The sequence below is a fragment of the Burkholderia sp. BCC1988 genome (assembly GCF_905339895.1).
Taxonomy (GTDB): Bacteria; Pseudomonadota; Gammaproteobacteria; order Burkholderiales; family Burkholderiaceae; genus Burkholderia.
This window is the reverse complement of the sequence record NZ_CAJPHA010000011.1, coordinates 33,947-48,710: the sequence shown is the minus strand read 5'-3', so window position 1 is coordinate 48,710 and position 14,764 is coordinate 33,947. Positions and strand designations below refer to the sequence as shown.

Sequence of the window (14,764 nt, the reverse complement as noted above, 5' to 3'; positions counted from 1 at the left end):
GTCGACCGTGTCACGACATCCGCCCCGCTCGCTGGAAACGATCGAATGCCTGCAGCGGGCGTTGGCGCACCAATTCCGGGGTTTACCTAGCTGACATCCCCGAAACCGCATGCTTAAATAAATCAACGTGATTTATTTAATGCTCGAGCGAAAAATCCCCATGAGGAGTCCGCACATCGGCCAAGGCAGCAATTCGGCCAACGTCCGCCGCTACAACGAGCGGTTGGTGCTCAAGACGCTGCGACGTGTCGGCAGCGCGTCCAAAGCGGACCTTGCCCGCCACGCGAACCTGACCGGCACGGCGGTCGGCAGCATCATCGCGTCGCTGGCCGACGCGAAGCTGATCGAATTCGCTGGCCGCACCGAAGGCCAGCGCGGCCAGCCGGCCTCGCTGGTTCGCCTCGATCCGCGCGGTGCATTCGGCATCGGCGTGCGCCTGGACCGTATGCGCATCGAAACGGCGTTGGTCAACTTCGCAGGCGACGTATTGGCCCGCCGCTCGCACGACACCCTTCTCCCGCCGCCCGCTGCCGTGCTTGAACTGGTCCGTCGCGACATCGAAGAGATGCAGCAGTTGCTGCCCGCACAAGACCGCGAGCGCCTGACGGGCGTCGGCGTCGCGCAACCCTTTAACCTCGGTAGCTGGCTACGCGAGCTCGGCCTGCCGGCCGAAGCGTTCCGTGCCTGGGCCGAGGTTGACCTTGCCAGCGAACTCGCTCAAGTGCTTTCGCTGCCCGTATTCAGCGAGAACGACGGCAACGCCGCCGCAATCGCCGAATTGTTTTACGGTTGCGGCCGTCAGCGCGACAATTTCGTCTATCTGTTCCTCGGGCCGGTAATCGGCGGCGGAATTGCGATCGACGGAGACTGCCTGCACGGCCGTACGGGCAACGCCGGCGATTTCGCCGTGATGCCCGTGCAACCGAGTCGCCTGTACTCCGCCCCAGTACCGCACGGCGCCTGGGACATTCTCCTGACGCGCGCGTCGTTGAGTGCCCTGATCCGGCATCTGCGCTATCGCGGCGAGACTGTTGACAGCCGCGCGGATCTCGAGGACTGCATCTCACGCGACGTGCCGGCCGTCAATGAATGGATCGACGACTGCGTCGACGCGCTGGCGTTCGCCCTGCGCGCTGCCCTGCCGGTACTCGACCTGCCGGTTGTCGTGCTCGATTCGGACATCGATGCGGGCTTGCTCGATACGCTCATGCAACGCCTGCGCGTCGCGCTCGCCGACATCACGCCGGAAGCACGCAGCGCCCCGGAACTCATGCGCGGCTCGTTCGGGCCCGACGCCGGCGCGATCGGCGCCGCGACGCTGCCGATGTTCTTCAATTTCTCACCGCGCGCCGGCATCCTGAGAGGTGCGGGCCTGGATACGCAGGAGATTGCTTATGTCTCGTTCTGAGCCGTCACGCCCGTTGCTCGAGATGCGCCGGATCAGCAAGACGTTCCCGGCCGTGCGCGCGCTCGACAACGTCAGCCTGACCGTCTATCCGGGCGAGATCCACTCGCTGATGGGCGAGAACGGCGCGGGCAAGTCGACGCTGATGAAGATCCTGTCGGGTGCGTACCGCGCCGACGCCGGCGGCGAAATCCTGATCGACGGCGAGCGCATCGACATCGACGGCCCGCTCGCCGCGCGCGATGCGGGCGTCGCGGTGATCTACCAGGAGCTGTGCCTCGCGCCGAACCTGACCGTCGCGGAAAACATCTACGTCGGCCGCGAACTGCGGCGCGGCAACCGGCGCTGGGGCACCATCGACCGCGCGGCAATGGCGCGCGGCTGCCAGGACGTGCTCACGCGCCTCGGCGCCCCGTTCGGGCCCGACACGCCGGTCGGCACGCTGTCGATCGCCGAACAGCAGCTGGTCGAGATCGCACGCGCCGTGCACACCCGCGCACGCATCCTCGTGATGGACGAACCGACGACGCCGCTGTCGTCGCGCGAGACCGAGCACCTGTTCGGCCTGATCCGCCAGTTGCGCGAGGAAGGCCTCGCGACCATCTACATCAGCCACCGGATGGCGGAGATCTACGAGCTGTCCGATCGCGTGTCGGTGCTGCGCGACGGCGCGTACGTCGGCACGCTGGAGCGCGCGGCGCTGTCGGCCGAGCGCCTCGTCGCGATGATGGTCGGCCGCGACATCTCCGGTTTCTACAAGAAGGAACACGCGCCGTACGACCCCGGCCACCTGCTGCTGTCGGTCCGCGACATCGCCGACGGCGCGCGCGTGCGCGGCTGCAGCCTCGACCTGCATGCCGGCGAAGTGCTCGGCATCGCAGGGCTCGTCGGCGCCGGCCGCACCGAGCTCGCGCGGCTGATCTTCGGGGCCGAGCCGCGCGTGCGCGGCGACGTGAAGCTGGGCGAGCGCACGTTCGGCGCGCACTCGCCGCGCGACGCGATCGACGCGGGCCTCGTCTACCTGACGGAAGACCGCAAGCGCCAGGGCCTGTTCCTCGACATGAGCGTGCGCGACAACATCAACATCTCGGTGTGCAACCGCGATGCGCGGCTCGGCGCGCTCGACCTCGCCCGCGGCGCCGAACGCGCGCGCGACGCGATCGCATCGCTGTCGATCCGCGTCCCGCATGCGAACGTCAACGTCGGTGCGCTGTCGGGCGGCAACCAGCAGAAAGTGCTGCTGTCGCGCCTGCTCGAGACGAAGCCGCGCGTGCTGATCCTCGACGAACCGACGCGCGGCGTCGACATCGGCGCGAAATCCGAGATCTACCGGATCATCAACGAACTGGCCCGTGCCGGCGTGGGCGTGATCGTGATCTCGAGCGAACTGCCGGAAATCATCGGCGTCACCGACCGCGTGCTCGTGATGCGCGAAGGCGAGATCGCCGGCGAACTCGGCGGCCACGGCGAATCGATTTCCCAGGAAGCGATCATCGCGCTCGCCACCGGTCCCCAGACGCAGACGGCTTAGCGAAATGGCATTGCCGAGCCGCCCCATCTCCCCGATACAGGAAACCAACATGAACGAGACTCAAACGCGAGCGTCCGCGCACGCCAATCCTGCCGGCGGCGATCGCGCGAGCCGCGCCTCCCGCCGCGCCAACATGCAGTCCCTGATGCGCACCGCCGGCATGCTCCCCGTGCTCGTGCTGCTGTGCATCGGCTTCGGTTTCATGACCGACGGCTTCGCCACGCTGCAAAATCTCTCGATCGTCACGCAGCAGGCATCGATCAACATCGTGCTCGCCGCCGGCATGACTTTCGTGATCCTGACGGGGGGCATCGACCTGTCGGTCGGCTCGGTACTTGCCGCCGCGGCAGTAGGCGCACTGCTTGCGTCGACCATTCCAGGCCTCGGCTGGCTCGGCATTCCCGCCGCACTCGCGATCGGCCTCGGATTCGGCCTCGTCAACGGCACGCTGATCGCATTCCTGCGTCTGCCGCCCTTCATTGTCACGTTGGGTGCGCTGACCGCCGTGCGCGGCATCGCGCGGCTGATCGGCAACGACACGACAATCTTCAATCCGCAACTGCAGTTTGCGTTTATCGGCAACGGGTCGATCCTCGGCGTGCCCTGGCTCGTGATCATCGCGCTCGTCGTCGTCGCTACGTCGTGGTTCATCCTGCGCCGCACCGTGCTTGGCATGCGCATCTATTCAGTCGGCGGCAACCCGGAAGCCGCACGCCTGTCCGGCATCAACGTGCGCAAGATCGAGCTGTTCGTCTACGCCGCATCGGGCTTGCTCGCGGGCCTCGGCGCACTCATGTCCGCCGCGCGCCTCTACGCAGCCAACGGTCTGCAACTCGGCCAATCGTACGAACTCGACGCAATCGCCGCGGTGATTCTCGGCGGCACAAGCTTCGTCGGCGGCGTCGGCTCGATCGTCGGCACACTGATCGGCGCACTGATCATCGCGGTGTTGACCAACGGCCTGGTGCTGCTCGGCGTATCCGATATCTGGCAATACATCATCAAGGGTCTCGTGATCATCGGCGCGGTGGCACTCGATCGCTATCGCCAAAGCGGCGCCCGCACCTGAACAGCAAACCGGCGAATCGATCCGGATAACTTAAAACGGCGTGCACGCCGGGTCCACGTGCAGCCTTCTTTCCCGGACCCAATGGAGACAACATCACATGTTTCAGATCAAAAGCAAACTGCTCAAGACCAGCGTCGCCTGCACCCTGGCCTTCGCGGCATGCGTGTCCCATGCGGCAGACAAGCCGCTGAAGTCGATCGGCATCACGGTCGGCTCGCTCGGCAACCCGTACTTCGTCACCATCGTCAAGGGTGCCGAGGCAGAAGCGAAGGCACTCAACCCGAATGCGAAGGTCACTTCGGTCTCCGCCGACTACGATCTGAACAAGCAGTTCACGCAAATCGACAACTTCATCTCCGCACACGTTGACCTGATCCTGCTCAACGCGGCGGACCCGAAGGCGATCGAACCCGCAGTGAAAAAGGCGCAGGCGGCTGGAATTCCGGTGATTGCAGTCGACGTCGCTGCGGCAGGCGCCGACGCAACCGTGCAGACCGACAACGTGAAAGCCGGTGCGATCTCGTGCGAATATCTCGCCAAGAAGCTCGGCAACAAGGGCAACGTCGTGATCGAAAACGGCCCGCAGGTATCGGCCGTGATCGACCGCGTGAACGGCTGCAAGACCGTCCTGGCGAAGAACTCCGGTATCAAGGTCCTGTCCGCCGATCAGGACGGGAAAGGTTCGCGAGAAGGCGGCATGGGCGCGATGCAGGGCTATCTGACGCGCTTCCCGAAACTCGACGGGGTATTCACCATCAACGATCCGCAAGCGATCGGCAGCGATCTGGCGGCCAAGCAGTTCAATCGTAGCGGGATCGTGATCACGTCGGTCGACGGCGCGCCGGACATCGAGGTAGCGCTGAAGTCGAATACCCTGGTTCAAGCTTCCGCGAGCCAGGATCCCTTCGCAATGGCGAAGAAAGCCGTGACCATCGGCTACGGGATCATGAACGGCAAGAAGCCAGCGAATCCAATGATTCTGCTCGACCCCATGCTCGTTACGCGAGAGAACGTGAATAGCTACAAGGGTTGGAGTTCGCACTAATCATTCCGGACGCATCCCAGACCTGACACGACCATGACCTCATTGACCCAGACGCGCGCGTGGCACGCGCTCGCCGGACATCGCGACGCCCTGTCCGGCGTGGCGATACGTGCGCTGTTCGACAACGACCCGGATCGGGCATCACGCTTCTGCATCGAGGCAGCCGGGCTCTTTGTCGACTACTCGAAGAACCCGATCGACGAGGAAACCGTTGCTCTGCTCGTCGCGCTTGCTCACGAGGCAGGCGTCGATGCGCATCGCGACGCGATGTTCGGTGGCGAGAGGATCAATCGCACGGAAAATCGTGCAGTGCTGCACGTTGCGCTGCGCGAACGGTCCGGTATCCCGCATATCGTCGATGGCGTCGACGTGTCACAACAGGTAAAGGCCGTGCAGGCCGGGATGAGGCGTTTCTCGGACGCTGTGCGCACGGGGTCGTGGCGTGGCCACACGGGCAAGCAGATCACCGACGTGGTCAACATCGGCATTGGCGGCTCGGACCTGGGGCCCAAGATGGTGTGCGAAGCATTGAAGCCCTATGCGCACGAACGTTTGAACATGCATTTCGTCTCGAATGTGGACGCAGCGGACATTGTCGAAGTGCTCAAACGTGCCGATCCGGAGACGACGCTGTTCATCGTCTCCTCGAAAACCTTCACGACGCGCGAAACGCTCATGAACGCCCACACCGCGCGGACGTGGCTCCTCGAAAGCGGTGCGCCGGCCTCGGCGATCGCGCGGCACTTCGTCGCCGTTTCGACGAATGCCGCCGCCGTTGCGGAATTCGGCATCGATACGAGCAACATGTTCGAGTTCTGGGACTGGGTGGGCGGGCGCTACTCGTTGTGGTCCGCCATTGGCTTGCCCGTTGCGATCATGGCCGGCATGGACGCGTTCGAGCAACTACTCGAAGGCGCGCACGCGATGGATCGTCACTTCGCGCACGCCCCGCTTGCAGGCAACCTGCCCGTGCTGCTCGCCATGATCGGCATCTGGCAGCAGAATTTCCTCGGCGCGACGAGTCACCTGATTGCACCCTACGACAATTATCTGCACCGGTTGCCAGCGTATCTGCAACAACTCGACATGGAGAGCAACGGCAAGTCCGTGACGCTCGACGGCAAGTGCGTCGACTATGCAACCGGCCCGGTCATCTGGGGCGAGCCCGGCACGAACGGGCAACACGCGTTTTTCCAGCTCCTGCATCAAGGCAGCGCGATCATTCCCACCGACTTTATCGTGTGCATGCGGCCACATCACGCGTTCGACAACCATCACGCCGTCCTCGTCGCAAACTGCTTCGCGCAGTCAGAGGCCTTGATGAACGGCTCGCACTCGACCGCCGAGCCGCACCGTAATTTCGAAGGCAACCGCCCTACGAACACGATCTGCCTCGAAAAACTCGATCCGAGGTCCCTCGGCGCGCTGATCGCGCTGTACGAGCACAAGGTATTCGTGCAAGGCACGGTATGGCGGATCAACTCGTTCGACCAGTGGGGTGTCGAGCTCGGCAAGAAGCTCGCGGTCGCGATTGAGGACGAGTTGCGTGCCCCCGGGCCGGTTCACGCGCACGACGGTTCCACGAACCAATTGATCAATCGATTCAAGGCGCAACGCGCCGCCACCGCCTGACATTCCGGATCCCATGATGAAGCTCCCGCGACTGGTCATCTTCGGCGAAGCACTGACCGACTTCATTCGAGACGACACGAGCCGCTGGCACAGCGTTGCCGGCGGCGCATGCTGGAACGTCGCTCGCGTCGGCGCGCGCCTGGGCGCACCGACCGGCTTCGCCGGTGCGGTAAGCTCGGACATATTCGGCGACGAGCTCATGCAAAAGAGCGCCGAAGCCGGCCTCGATATGCGCTTCACGCAGCAGGTCGACTGCCCGCCGCTTCTGGCGATGGTCGTCTCGACGCAGCCGCCGCAATATTTCTTCATCGGAGAGAACAGCGCCGATCTCGCGTTCGATCCGACCGCGTTGCCTCCTGGCTGGCTTGGCGCTGTCGAGATCGTTCATTTCGGCTGTCTCGGGCTGGTGCGCGAACCCCTCGCCTCGCACCTGATCGAAATCGCGCTCGCCGCGCGTGCCGCCGGCAAGCGAATTTCGTTCGATCCAAACTTCCGTGCGCCGATGGCTGATCCGTCGTACCGTGGCACCTTGCGCACGATGATCGGCCTCGCGGACTACATCAAGGTGTCCGACGAGGACCTCGTTGGTCTGTTCCCCGAGTTCGACGAGACGGCTGCGCTCGCGCAAGTCCGCGCATGGGCTCCGCAGGCCGCGATACTCGTTACACGTGGCGCGGCCGGTATGGAGCTGTTCAGCGGCAATGAAACGGTGGTACAGCCCGGCTTCAAGGTCACGGTCGCCGACACCGTCGGTTGCGGCGACGCCTGCGTCGGCAGCTGGATGGCGAGCCTGCTGATGAACCCGGAAGCATCCGCGGCCGACCATTTGCGGTTCGCGGCCGCCTGCGCGTCCCTGGTTGCCTCGCGTGCCGGCGCATATGCACCGACAGCGGCCGAAGTGCAGGCACTGATTGACTCGGCACACGCACCCACGGATGCCGCTCGATGATTACGCGTACCCTTTCCTCGAGCACCGAGGATCCGTTCGAATTCGTGCTGTTCGGCGGCACCGGCGATCTTGCGATGCGCAAGATTCTGCCGGCACTCTACTCCGCGCATCGCGATGGCCTGCTCGCTCCGGAAGGACGCATCGTCGCAGTTGCCCAAAACACCCTCGACACCGCCGGCTACCTGAACTGGGTCGAAGAGTCCGTGCGGCCGCACCTGACGCAAGCCCGGTTCGATGCAAACGCATGGCGAGGCTTCTGCGGCCGGCTCTCGTACGTGGCACTCGACGCAAGCCAGCCCGGCGCGTTTGCGCGCTTGGCAGACGTGCTCTCACCGAAGTCCGCACGCCAGATTTTCTATCTGGCGACGGGACCGTCGCTGTTTGTGCCGATTTGCCGCGCGCTCGATCAGGCAGGGCTCGCCCCGGCGACATCGCGCATCGTGCTCGAAAAGCCGCTGGGCTACGATCTCGCGTCCTCGACAGCCATCAACGATGCGGTCGGCCAGATCTTCTCAGAAGAGCAAATCTACCGAATCGATCATTACCTCGGCAAGGAAGCCGTGCAGAACCTGTTCGCGCTGCGGTTCGGCAACGTAATGTTCGAGCCCCTGTGGCGTCGCGAATGGATCGACAACATCCAGATCACGGTTGCCGAGGAACTCGGCGTCGGTGGACGCGGCGCATTCTACGACCAGACAGGCGCGCTGCGCGACATGGTGCAGAACCATCTGCTGCAACTTCTGGCGATCGTCGCGATGGAACCGCCCCGATCGATGGAAGCCAACGCGGTGCGCGACGAGAAGCTGCGCGTACTGCGCGCGCTCAAGCCGCTCTCGGAAGAGGCGCTGCGTCACGGCGTTGTCCGCGGACAGTATCGTGCAGGCGCGATTCGCGGGCAGGCGGTGCCGGGCTACGTCGACGAATCCGGTATTCCGAGCAGCAGTACGACCGAGACGTTCATCGCGCTGAAAGTGGAAGTCGAAAACTGGCGCTGGGCCGGCGTACCCTTTTTCCTCCGTACCGGCAAGCGGCTGGCGCAACGCGTGGCCGAGATCGTCGTCACGTTCAAGCGACCGCCCCATTCGACGCTCGGCCCCACCGCGCCACAAGCAGGCGCGAACCGATTGACGATCCAACTGCAGCCGGACGAATCGATCCGCCTGAGCACACTCGCCAAGCGGCCGGGACTCGGCATGGACCTGCAAGGCGTCCACCTCGACCTTGCGTTCGACCGGTTCTTTCAGCAAGACCGGATGGAGGCATACCAGCGCCTGTTGCTTGATGTGATCGCCGGCCGACTCGCGCTATTCGTGCGCCGCGACGAGCAGGAAGCCGCATGGCGTTGGGTCGCGCCGATTCTCGAGTTGCAGCCGACGCCCAGACCGTATTCCGCGGGGAACTGGGGACCCGCTCAAGCCAGCGCGTTGCTGGCACGACACGGTACCTGCTGGAGCGAGGAAGAGAACTGATCCCGCGTCCACGCTGCTCGCAATCGAAGAATCATACCTATCGGATCATACCCGTCGAATCAATGGATACAGTTTGGAATCTCAAATGGACGCATGGCGCGTTCAATCTCCATGCAACCGGGGGTATGCTCGGCGGCGTTGCATTTCAATTCGGGACCCGAACGATCCGGCCATTCTATGAAGCGCCCTGGATCGATCAGGCGGAGCCACAACCTCCCGGCCTACTGGGCATCATGCGGAGCGAGTTCCCGTGCGTGCCATTCGGTGTCCCGGTCGAACCGAATCGACTGCCTGTCGACTGGCGCGATACTGCCGCGACACCGACCGCACCGAATGATGCCGGGCTCGATGCGAGCGATGACCTGCAGCACGGCTATGGATGCATCGGTCCATGGTCGCTCGTTCGACAGACCGCACACGAAATCGAAATCGGGATCGACTATCCCGAAACATCCTCGATTGCACGGCTCACCCGCATCGTGCGCGCCGATCCAGCTCGCGCGGCGCTCGACTTCACGCTTCGGATCGAAGCCCGCAGGTTGGCTCGATACCCCGTCGGTCTCCACCCCAATCTCGCTTTGCCGACGCTCGCCGGCGCATTACAAATCGAACCCGGCGCCTACCGTTTCGGCGCGGTACACCCGGCCGGGCCGGAACCCGGCGTATCTCGCGCGCTCGCTGGTGCGACATTCGAGACCCTCGAGCACGTGCCGCTTGCCGCTGGCGGCTTCGGCGCCTTTGACCGATTGCCGTTCGCGCATGCCACCGAGGAAATCCTCCAACTCTGCGGAATCGACGGTACGGTCACAGTGACCGACTCCGCCAGCCATACCCGCTACCGGCTGACATGGGACGCTGATGCATTGCCGTCGCTGCTGTTGTGGATCAGCAACCGCGGGCGCGCCTACGCGCCGTGGAACAGCCGCAACTTGTGCGTCGGCATCGAGCCTGTTGCGAGTGCGTTCGAGCTTGGCCGCGCGGCATCGCTCGCGCGAAATCCGATCAATTCTCGAGGCGTTCAAACGGTACTCACCTTGAACCCGGACGCACCAATCGATATTTCTTACCGATTCGAGGTACTCGCCGCAGGTTAGACGTATTCACGCCTTGAACCGTTTTCGCCCTGTTTCTCGACAATTAATTCATCGCAGCAGACTTTTTGCCGCACTTTTTGCTTTCGTATCGCACAGCTCTACTACGTGATTTTTCTGTAGTTTCGGTGCCCATACATCAATCAAGGAGACCTCGCCCGGATTACCTGCCGGGCGCCTCATAGCCGGCTGCACCACCACTGGTCCTCGTTCCTCCAAATAGGATTCTTACGACCATTACTTTCGTTATCCTTAATTTGTCCGGTGGTGATACGCGCCGGACTTGTTGTGCCGCAGTAACGCGTTTTATTTCTTGACAGGTTTGGAGTTCATTATGAAAAAAGCATTGCTCACCGCCGCATTGATGTCCGCCGGCATCGTTGCCCACGCACAAAGCAGCGTCACGCTTTATGGCCGTCTGGACGCGGGCCTCGAATACATGAGCGGCATCGCCAACGGTCACGGCGGCTCGACGAGCCGCTGGCGCGCCGAGAGCGGCGACTGGGGTACCAGTCTCTGGGGTTTGAAAGGCTCCGAGGACATTGGCAGTGGAAACAAGGTCGTCTTCCACCTCGAAGGCTCGTTCAATGCGATGAACGGTGGTCTCGGCGGCGCCGGCTCGATCTGGGATCGTTGGGCGACGGTCGGGTTTTCCAATGACTCTTACGGCACCCTGTTGCTTGGCCGCGAGTTGTCGATCTCGAACGGCTTGTGGGACTTCGATCCGCTCGGTCAAACTTCCTGGTCGTCCGGCTCGCTCGTGCGCGGCCGCAACTGGAACAAGACCAGCAACAATATTTCGTATCAGTCGCCGAACTTCTACGGTTTCGACGTCTATGGTCAGTATTCGCTGTCGAACGCAACGAGCTGGAATGGTAACGGCACGACCGCTCAAGGTCGCGCCGACGGTCTGCAATTGACCTACACGAACCCGTACTTCCAGATTCGCGGCATCTATGACGAAGCGCGCGACGTGAACGGCAAGTTCTCCGACGTGTTCAATTATTCCCGCGAATACTTCGCCGGGGTAAACGTATTCCTCGGACAATTCAAACTGCAGGCGGCCTATCAGGCGTCGCACGCGAACGGCGCGCCCACCGCCAACAACGGTATTACGTCGACGCAACAAGTCTGGGGCGGCGTCACGTGGCAGGCCACACCGGCCGCGGCCTTGACGGGCGCCGTCTATCACGTCAACGCGAACCATGGCGGCGGTAACGCCAACATCTATACGGTTGGCGGCACGTACAACATCTCGAAGCGCACGCTGTTCGACATGCAGATTGCGACGGTTCGCAATAGCAAGAATGCAAACTTCGGGCTGGAATCGAATGCAGCCGGCGCGGGCGGTCCGATCGCCGGTGGCGGCTACAACGACAATCCGACACCTGGCCACAGCCAGACGGGCGTCTACGCCGGCATCCAGCATCTGTTCTGAGTCGATTGACATAAGGGATTCAGCGTCTTCCGCGCGATGCGAAAAGTGCGCTTTGGTGCGATGCCCACTAGGGCATCGCACATCTTTTCTCCACACGCGGTCAACGATCGTCAACAAAAACCTGCTCAACCGATTTGACAATTGTTGACTGGTACGTTGTATCGCGCCAGATCAGAATTTGATCGCTATCTACCGCTTCCCCGCGGCCGTTAGCTGGTCACTGGGTAGTTCCCTGCCCGGCTCGGAGCCGGCATGTCCCATCGGACATGCCGGCTTTTTTTGCTCGTTCGAGGTGCGCGAGAGGGCCGACGACGGTTCCCATATCTCCCTGGGCAAACGGCAGTGCCGCCACCAGAATAGGAATCGCCCGATATCAGGGGTAGTCGACCTACGACCGGAATGCGGCCCCGATCGATTGCGCTCCCGTCCACACCACATCCCAGGACCGGAGACGCAACCTCATCACATCGGTTTCAGACCGTACCCGGATCGTCGCATCGCGATATTATAGAATTCTCGATTATCAGCCGCCATGAGCACCCAAGAAATCAATAATGCAGGCATCAAGGAACGCGCAACGATTGTCTGCCGGCAAGGCCAGCGCATGCTACTGGTCGCACGCACGGCATCGCGATGGGCATTGCCGGGGGGGACAATCAAGGCCGGCGAAACACCTCTACAAGCAGCGCATCGAGAGCTGTGGGAAGAAACAGGCCTGGCTGACTTGGATCTCGTATATGCAATGCACTTTGGCGGTTTATCAAAGTTGCATCATGTGTTTGTGGGTGAACTCGGACCGGGTCTGAAACCGCAGGCGAGTAATGAAATCGCCCACTGCAAGTTGTTCCGTCAAGACGCCATCGCCAAACTGCGGGCGAGTATTCCCACAAAGAAGATCATCGAGCTGACCTACGGTCGCGATTGGCGCGCCTAATCTGATTCAAGTCGCGATTTGACGGATGGAGCCCACCTATACTTTCGCGCTAGTGATGACTCGTGGTGCACCGACCATTGACACCGTGGCCATGACGCGTTGGCGCCGACCAAATATAGCCACACTCCCGGCGCGTCTTATCTTTTGGCGCAGCGGTGCATTAGTCGATACCCCCTCGCTGCCCGCCAGCTAGATCGCTCGCGTTCGCCGCGCTCCTTGCATCCCGACGGGATGCGTGATCCGGCGATGAACAAGTTATGCCACTCGGAGTAGACGAACACTTCGGCACCGAACTAACAATTGTTGATTCGCCTTTAAGCGGCGAGGTAAGTACTATGGTCCACGCTCCAGGCATGGAGCGTCCTCGTATCACTGTGTTTCGCGCCAGGCTCACACCTGGCGCATTTTTTCATCGCAGTGACCGGAGACGCTTCTTGTAGCCATCCGGCAAGTGAGTTCTCTTTTATCCTAGAGACAAGGGAAACTGGGGCTTTCGTTGTGCCGCAAACGACCTCGACGGAACAAGTCGGCCCGGCGCCGACAGCCAAATCAGTCCGTGAGCGCAATCAACCAAATCTGAAGTATGGATTTCGTTGCTGACGCGCTGTTTGATGGTCGGCGCTTGCTCACGATCGCGGACAACTGCACGCGGGAATGCCTGGTGATTGAAGTCGACGGTTCATTGCGTGGTGAGCACGTTGTCGCCGCACTGACCCGGCTTGCGCAGCATCGTCGGCTTCCACGCTATATCAAGGCAGACAATGGCAGCGAATTCATTTCGAAGGCGCTCGACAAATGGGCATACGAAAATGGCGTACTCAGCGGGGTAAGGCCGAGAGAGGCAGCGTGCTTGTTGGTAACGTTCACCAACCCACTCACCTCCCCCCTCCTCTGCTTTACGCTATCGGGTCGATGCAGAAGTGACATCGCCTTGAATTGCCTTCGAGCACCTGTCTCCGCTCATTCCGTCGAGGGAGCGGTATCTGCAGTCGCGCACTCAGCTTTCGGCTCAACGGTCAATGATGTCGCACGAACCGAATCCAGTGCACCCATCGACTTCACCGGAGCGTCTTTCAAGTTCCACCACATGGGATATAGCTCCGGACATCCGGGAACTTGGATTGCCGGCCCTCCGTCATGATAGCCATTGCGTAGGTAGAAGAGGCGTGACCGAGGACTCGACGCCTCTAAATATGCGGGCGTTCCTTGTCGACTCCACGTGTCGTGCAAATGGTTCACCAATTTCGCGCCTACACCTTTGCCGTGGTATTCCGGCCTCGCTGCAATGAATAAGGTGTACTGATGAAATGGTCCATGTGGATGAGTTTCGCTTAGGCCGTCCAGAAATGCCCGGGTTGTCTCATAGTCCTGGCCGCACACATCCATCAATCGGCCGTCAATCTTGGCCATTTCGTCGTCGGTTAGGTCAAGCACATCCGACGGGAACGTGAGCGCTGCGGCCGCGCCGTCACCCAACATCCAGACAGTTCCACGCTCGAACGCCAAGTCCGCATATATCCGAAAGAAACCTGGAAGTGCTGCGGTTCGCCGCTGCAGATCTGGAAACCCAAATGAAATTACCGGATCGTAAAAGAAGCCTGCCCCCAACGTTTGGCTGACTACGTCCATGTCTGCCGCCACGGCAATTCGTGCTTTCATACGTTCCTCATTATGTTGAAGTGGAAACGAATTATCAAAAAACACTTTTATGCACTCGTGTAAGCGCGTTTCATATCCGGTCGAGTCCAGAAAATTATCTAAAAATCACATACATCATGTCGACCATGGAACTATGAATCGATCTCCTGATTCTCAGCCTACCGGCGAACTTTACCCTCCACACGTCCAATTTCAATGCAACGATTGTCAATAATTATTGTTACCTTCCCGATCGATCAATTTCACAAAATATTGCTTCCCTGCTATTGCACTCCTACAACCTGCGCCAACATCGACGAACGTCATGATTCAGTCGAGTCCGCTCGATCATCTGGTACTGCCTACAATCGATCTGGCATGCGCGGGACGATCGGACGTTGACGCTCGCCTACTGAATGCGGTTCAAGATCTCGACAAAGATGAAATTTTCAGCCGCGCATCGCTGCGCGTCTATCGGCGCGTTCAAGCAGTTGGTGCGGTTGCACACCAACAGGCCTCGGACTAGCATCGTTCCGGCGCTCCTGCCGGTATCGCGTGCTGCA

The 14,764-nt window shown here is 61.5% G+C and carries 11 protein-coding genes and 1 pseudogene; 11 read left to right on the top strand and 1 reads right to left on the bottom strand.

Annotated elements, in window-relative coordinates:
* Window positions 1-160: 160 nt before the first annotated feature.
* The 11 genes and pseudogenes from U4012_RS17355 to U4012_RS17305 form a co-directional block, all read left to right on the top strand.
* The gene (locus U4012_RS17355) at window positions 161-1,408 is read left to right on the top strand and encodes an ROK family protein (RefSeq protein WP_321800521.1); all 1,248 of its coding nucleotides are present in this window, start codon (window positions 161-163) and stop codon (window positions 1,406-1,408) included.
* Window positions 1,395-2,936 carry a sugar ABC transporter ATP-binding protein gene (locus U4012_RS17350; RefSeq protein WP_321800264.1) on the top strand — a complete coding sequence of 514 codons (1,542 nt, stop codon included), beginning with the start codon at window positions 1,395-1,397 and terminating at the stop codon, window positions 2,934-2,936. The genes U4012_RS17355 and U4012_RS17350 overlap by 14 nt, the downstream gene beginning before the upstream one ends.
* 49 nt (window positions 2,937-2,985) lie before the next feature.
* Complete coding sequence (locus U4012_RS17345; RefSeq protein ID WP_321800262.1) at window positions 2,986-4,005, top strand: ABC transporter permease subunit; 1,020 nt, start codon at window positions 2,986-2,988, stop codon at window positions 4,003-4,005.
* Between the two features lie 97 nt (window positions 4,006-4,102).
* Window positions 4,103-5,050 (top strand): ABC transporter substrate-binding protein, encoded by a 948-nt coding sequence (locus U4012_RS17340; protein WP_321800260.1) that lies wholly within the window; start codon window positions 4,103-4,105, stop codon window positions 5,048-5,050.
* 33 nt (window positions 5,051-5,083) lie between these two features.
* The gene (gene pgi, locus U4012_RS17335; RefSeq protein ID WP_321800258.1) at window positions 5,084-6,682 is read left to right on the top strand and encodes a glucose-6-phosphate isomerase; all 1,599 of its coding nucleotides are present in this window, start codon (window positions 5,084-5,086) and stop codon (window positions 6,680-6,682) included.
* A gap of 13 nt (window positions 6,683-6,695) precedes the next feature.
* On the top strand, window positions 6,696-7,631 hold the full coding sequence (locus U4012_RS17330) for a carbohydrate kinase (RefSeq protein ID WP_321800256.1): 936 nt from the start codon (window positions 6,696-6,698) through the stop codon (window positions 7,629-7,631).
* The gene (gene zwf, locus U4012_RS17325) at window positions 7,628-9,100 is read left to right on the top strand and encodes a glucose-6-phosphate dehydrogenase (protein WP_321800253.1); all 1,473 of its coding nucleotides are present in this window, start codon (window positions 7,628-7,630) and stop codon (window positions 9,098-9,100) included. The genes U4012_RS17330 and zwf overlap by 4 nt, the downstream gene beginning before the upstream one ends.
* Before the next feature lie 62 nt (window positions 9,101-9,162).
* Complete coding sequence (locus tag U4012_RS17320) at window positions 9,163-10,194, top strand: hypothetical protein (RefSeq protein WP_321800252.1); 1,032 nt, start codon at window positions 9,163-9,165, stop codon at window positions 10,192-10,194.
* 331 nt (window positions 10,195-10,525) lie between these two features.
* On the top strand, window positions 10,526-11,629 hold the full coding sequence (locus U4012_RS17315) for a porin (RefSeq protein ID WP_321800251.1): 1,104 nt from the start codon (window positions 10,526-10,528) through the stop codon (window positions 11,627-11,629).
* 532 nt (window positions 11,630-12,161) lie between these two features.
* The gene (locus U4012_RS17310; protein WP_321800250.1) at window positions 12,162-12,563 is read left to right on the top strand and encodes an NUDIX hydrolase; all 402 of its coding nucleotides are present in this window, start codon (window positions 12,162-12,164) and stop codon (window positions 12,561-12,563) included.
* A gap of 481 nt (window positions 12,564-13,044) precedes the next feature.
* Window positions 13,045-13,380, top strand: a pseudogene (locus tag U4012_RS17305) (integrase catalytic domain-containing protein); the annotation flags it as partial.
* 143 nt (window positions 13,381-13,523) lie between these two features.
* Here U4012_RS17305 and U4012_RS17300 read toward each other — a convergent pair.
* A complete protein-coding gene (locus tag U4012_RS17300) occupies window positions 13,524-14,222 on the bottom strand; it encodes a GNAT family N-acetyltransferase (protein WP_321800249.1) in 699 nt (232 codons plus the stop codon).
* Window positions 14,223-14,764 lie beyond the last annotated feature (542 nt).

What these genes read in the sequence shown, in the direction of transcription:
- U4012_RS17355 (WP_321800521.1), top strand. Translation starts at nt 161, where the DNA reads ATGAGGAGTCCGCACATCGGCCAAGGCAGCAATTCGGCCAACGTCCGC.
- U4012_RS17350 (WP_321800264.1), top strand. Translation starts at nt 1,395, where the DNA reads ATGTCTCGTTCTGAGCCGTCACGCCCGTTGCTCGAGATGCGCCGGATC.
- U4012_RS17345 (WP_321800262.1), top strand. Translation starts at nt 2,986, where the DNA reads ATGAACGAGACTCAAACGCGAGCGTCCGCGCACGCCAATCCTGCCGGC.
- U4012_RS17340 (WP_321800260.1), top strand. Translation starts at nt 4,103, where the DNA reads ATGTTTCAGATCAAAAGCAAACTGCTCAAGACCAGCGTCGCCTGCACC.
- pgi (WP_321800258.1), top strand. Translation starts at nt 5,084, where the DNA reads ATGACCTCATTGACCCAGACGCGCGCGTGGCACGCGCTCGCCGGACAT.
- U4012_RS17330 (WP_321800256.1), top strand. Translation starts at nt 6,696, where the DNA reads ATGATGAAGCTCCCGCGACTGGTCATCTTCGGCGAAGCACTGACCGAC.
- zwf (WP_321800253.1), top strand. Translation starts at nt 7,628, where the DNA reads ATGATTACGCGTACCCTTTCCTCGAGCACCGAGGATCCGTTCGAATTC.
- U4012_RS17320 (WP_321800252.1), top strand. Translation starts at nt 9,163, where the DNA reads ATGGATACAGTTTGGAATCTCAAATGGACGCATGGCGCGTTCAATCTC.
- U4012_RS17315 (WP_321800251.1), top strand. Translation starts at nt 10,526, where the DNA reads ATGAAAAAAGCATTGCTCACCGCCGCATTGATGTCCGCCGGCATCGTT.
- U4012_RS17310 (WP_321800250.1), top strand. Translation starts at nt 12,162, where the DNA reads ATGAGCACCCAAGAAATCAATAATGCAGGCATCAAGGAACGCGCAACG.
- U4012_RS17300 (WP_321800249.1), bottom strand. Translation starts at nt 14,222, where the DNA reads ATGAAAGCACGAATTGCCGTGGCGGCAGACATGGACGTAGTCAGCCAA.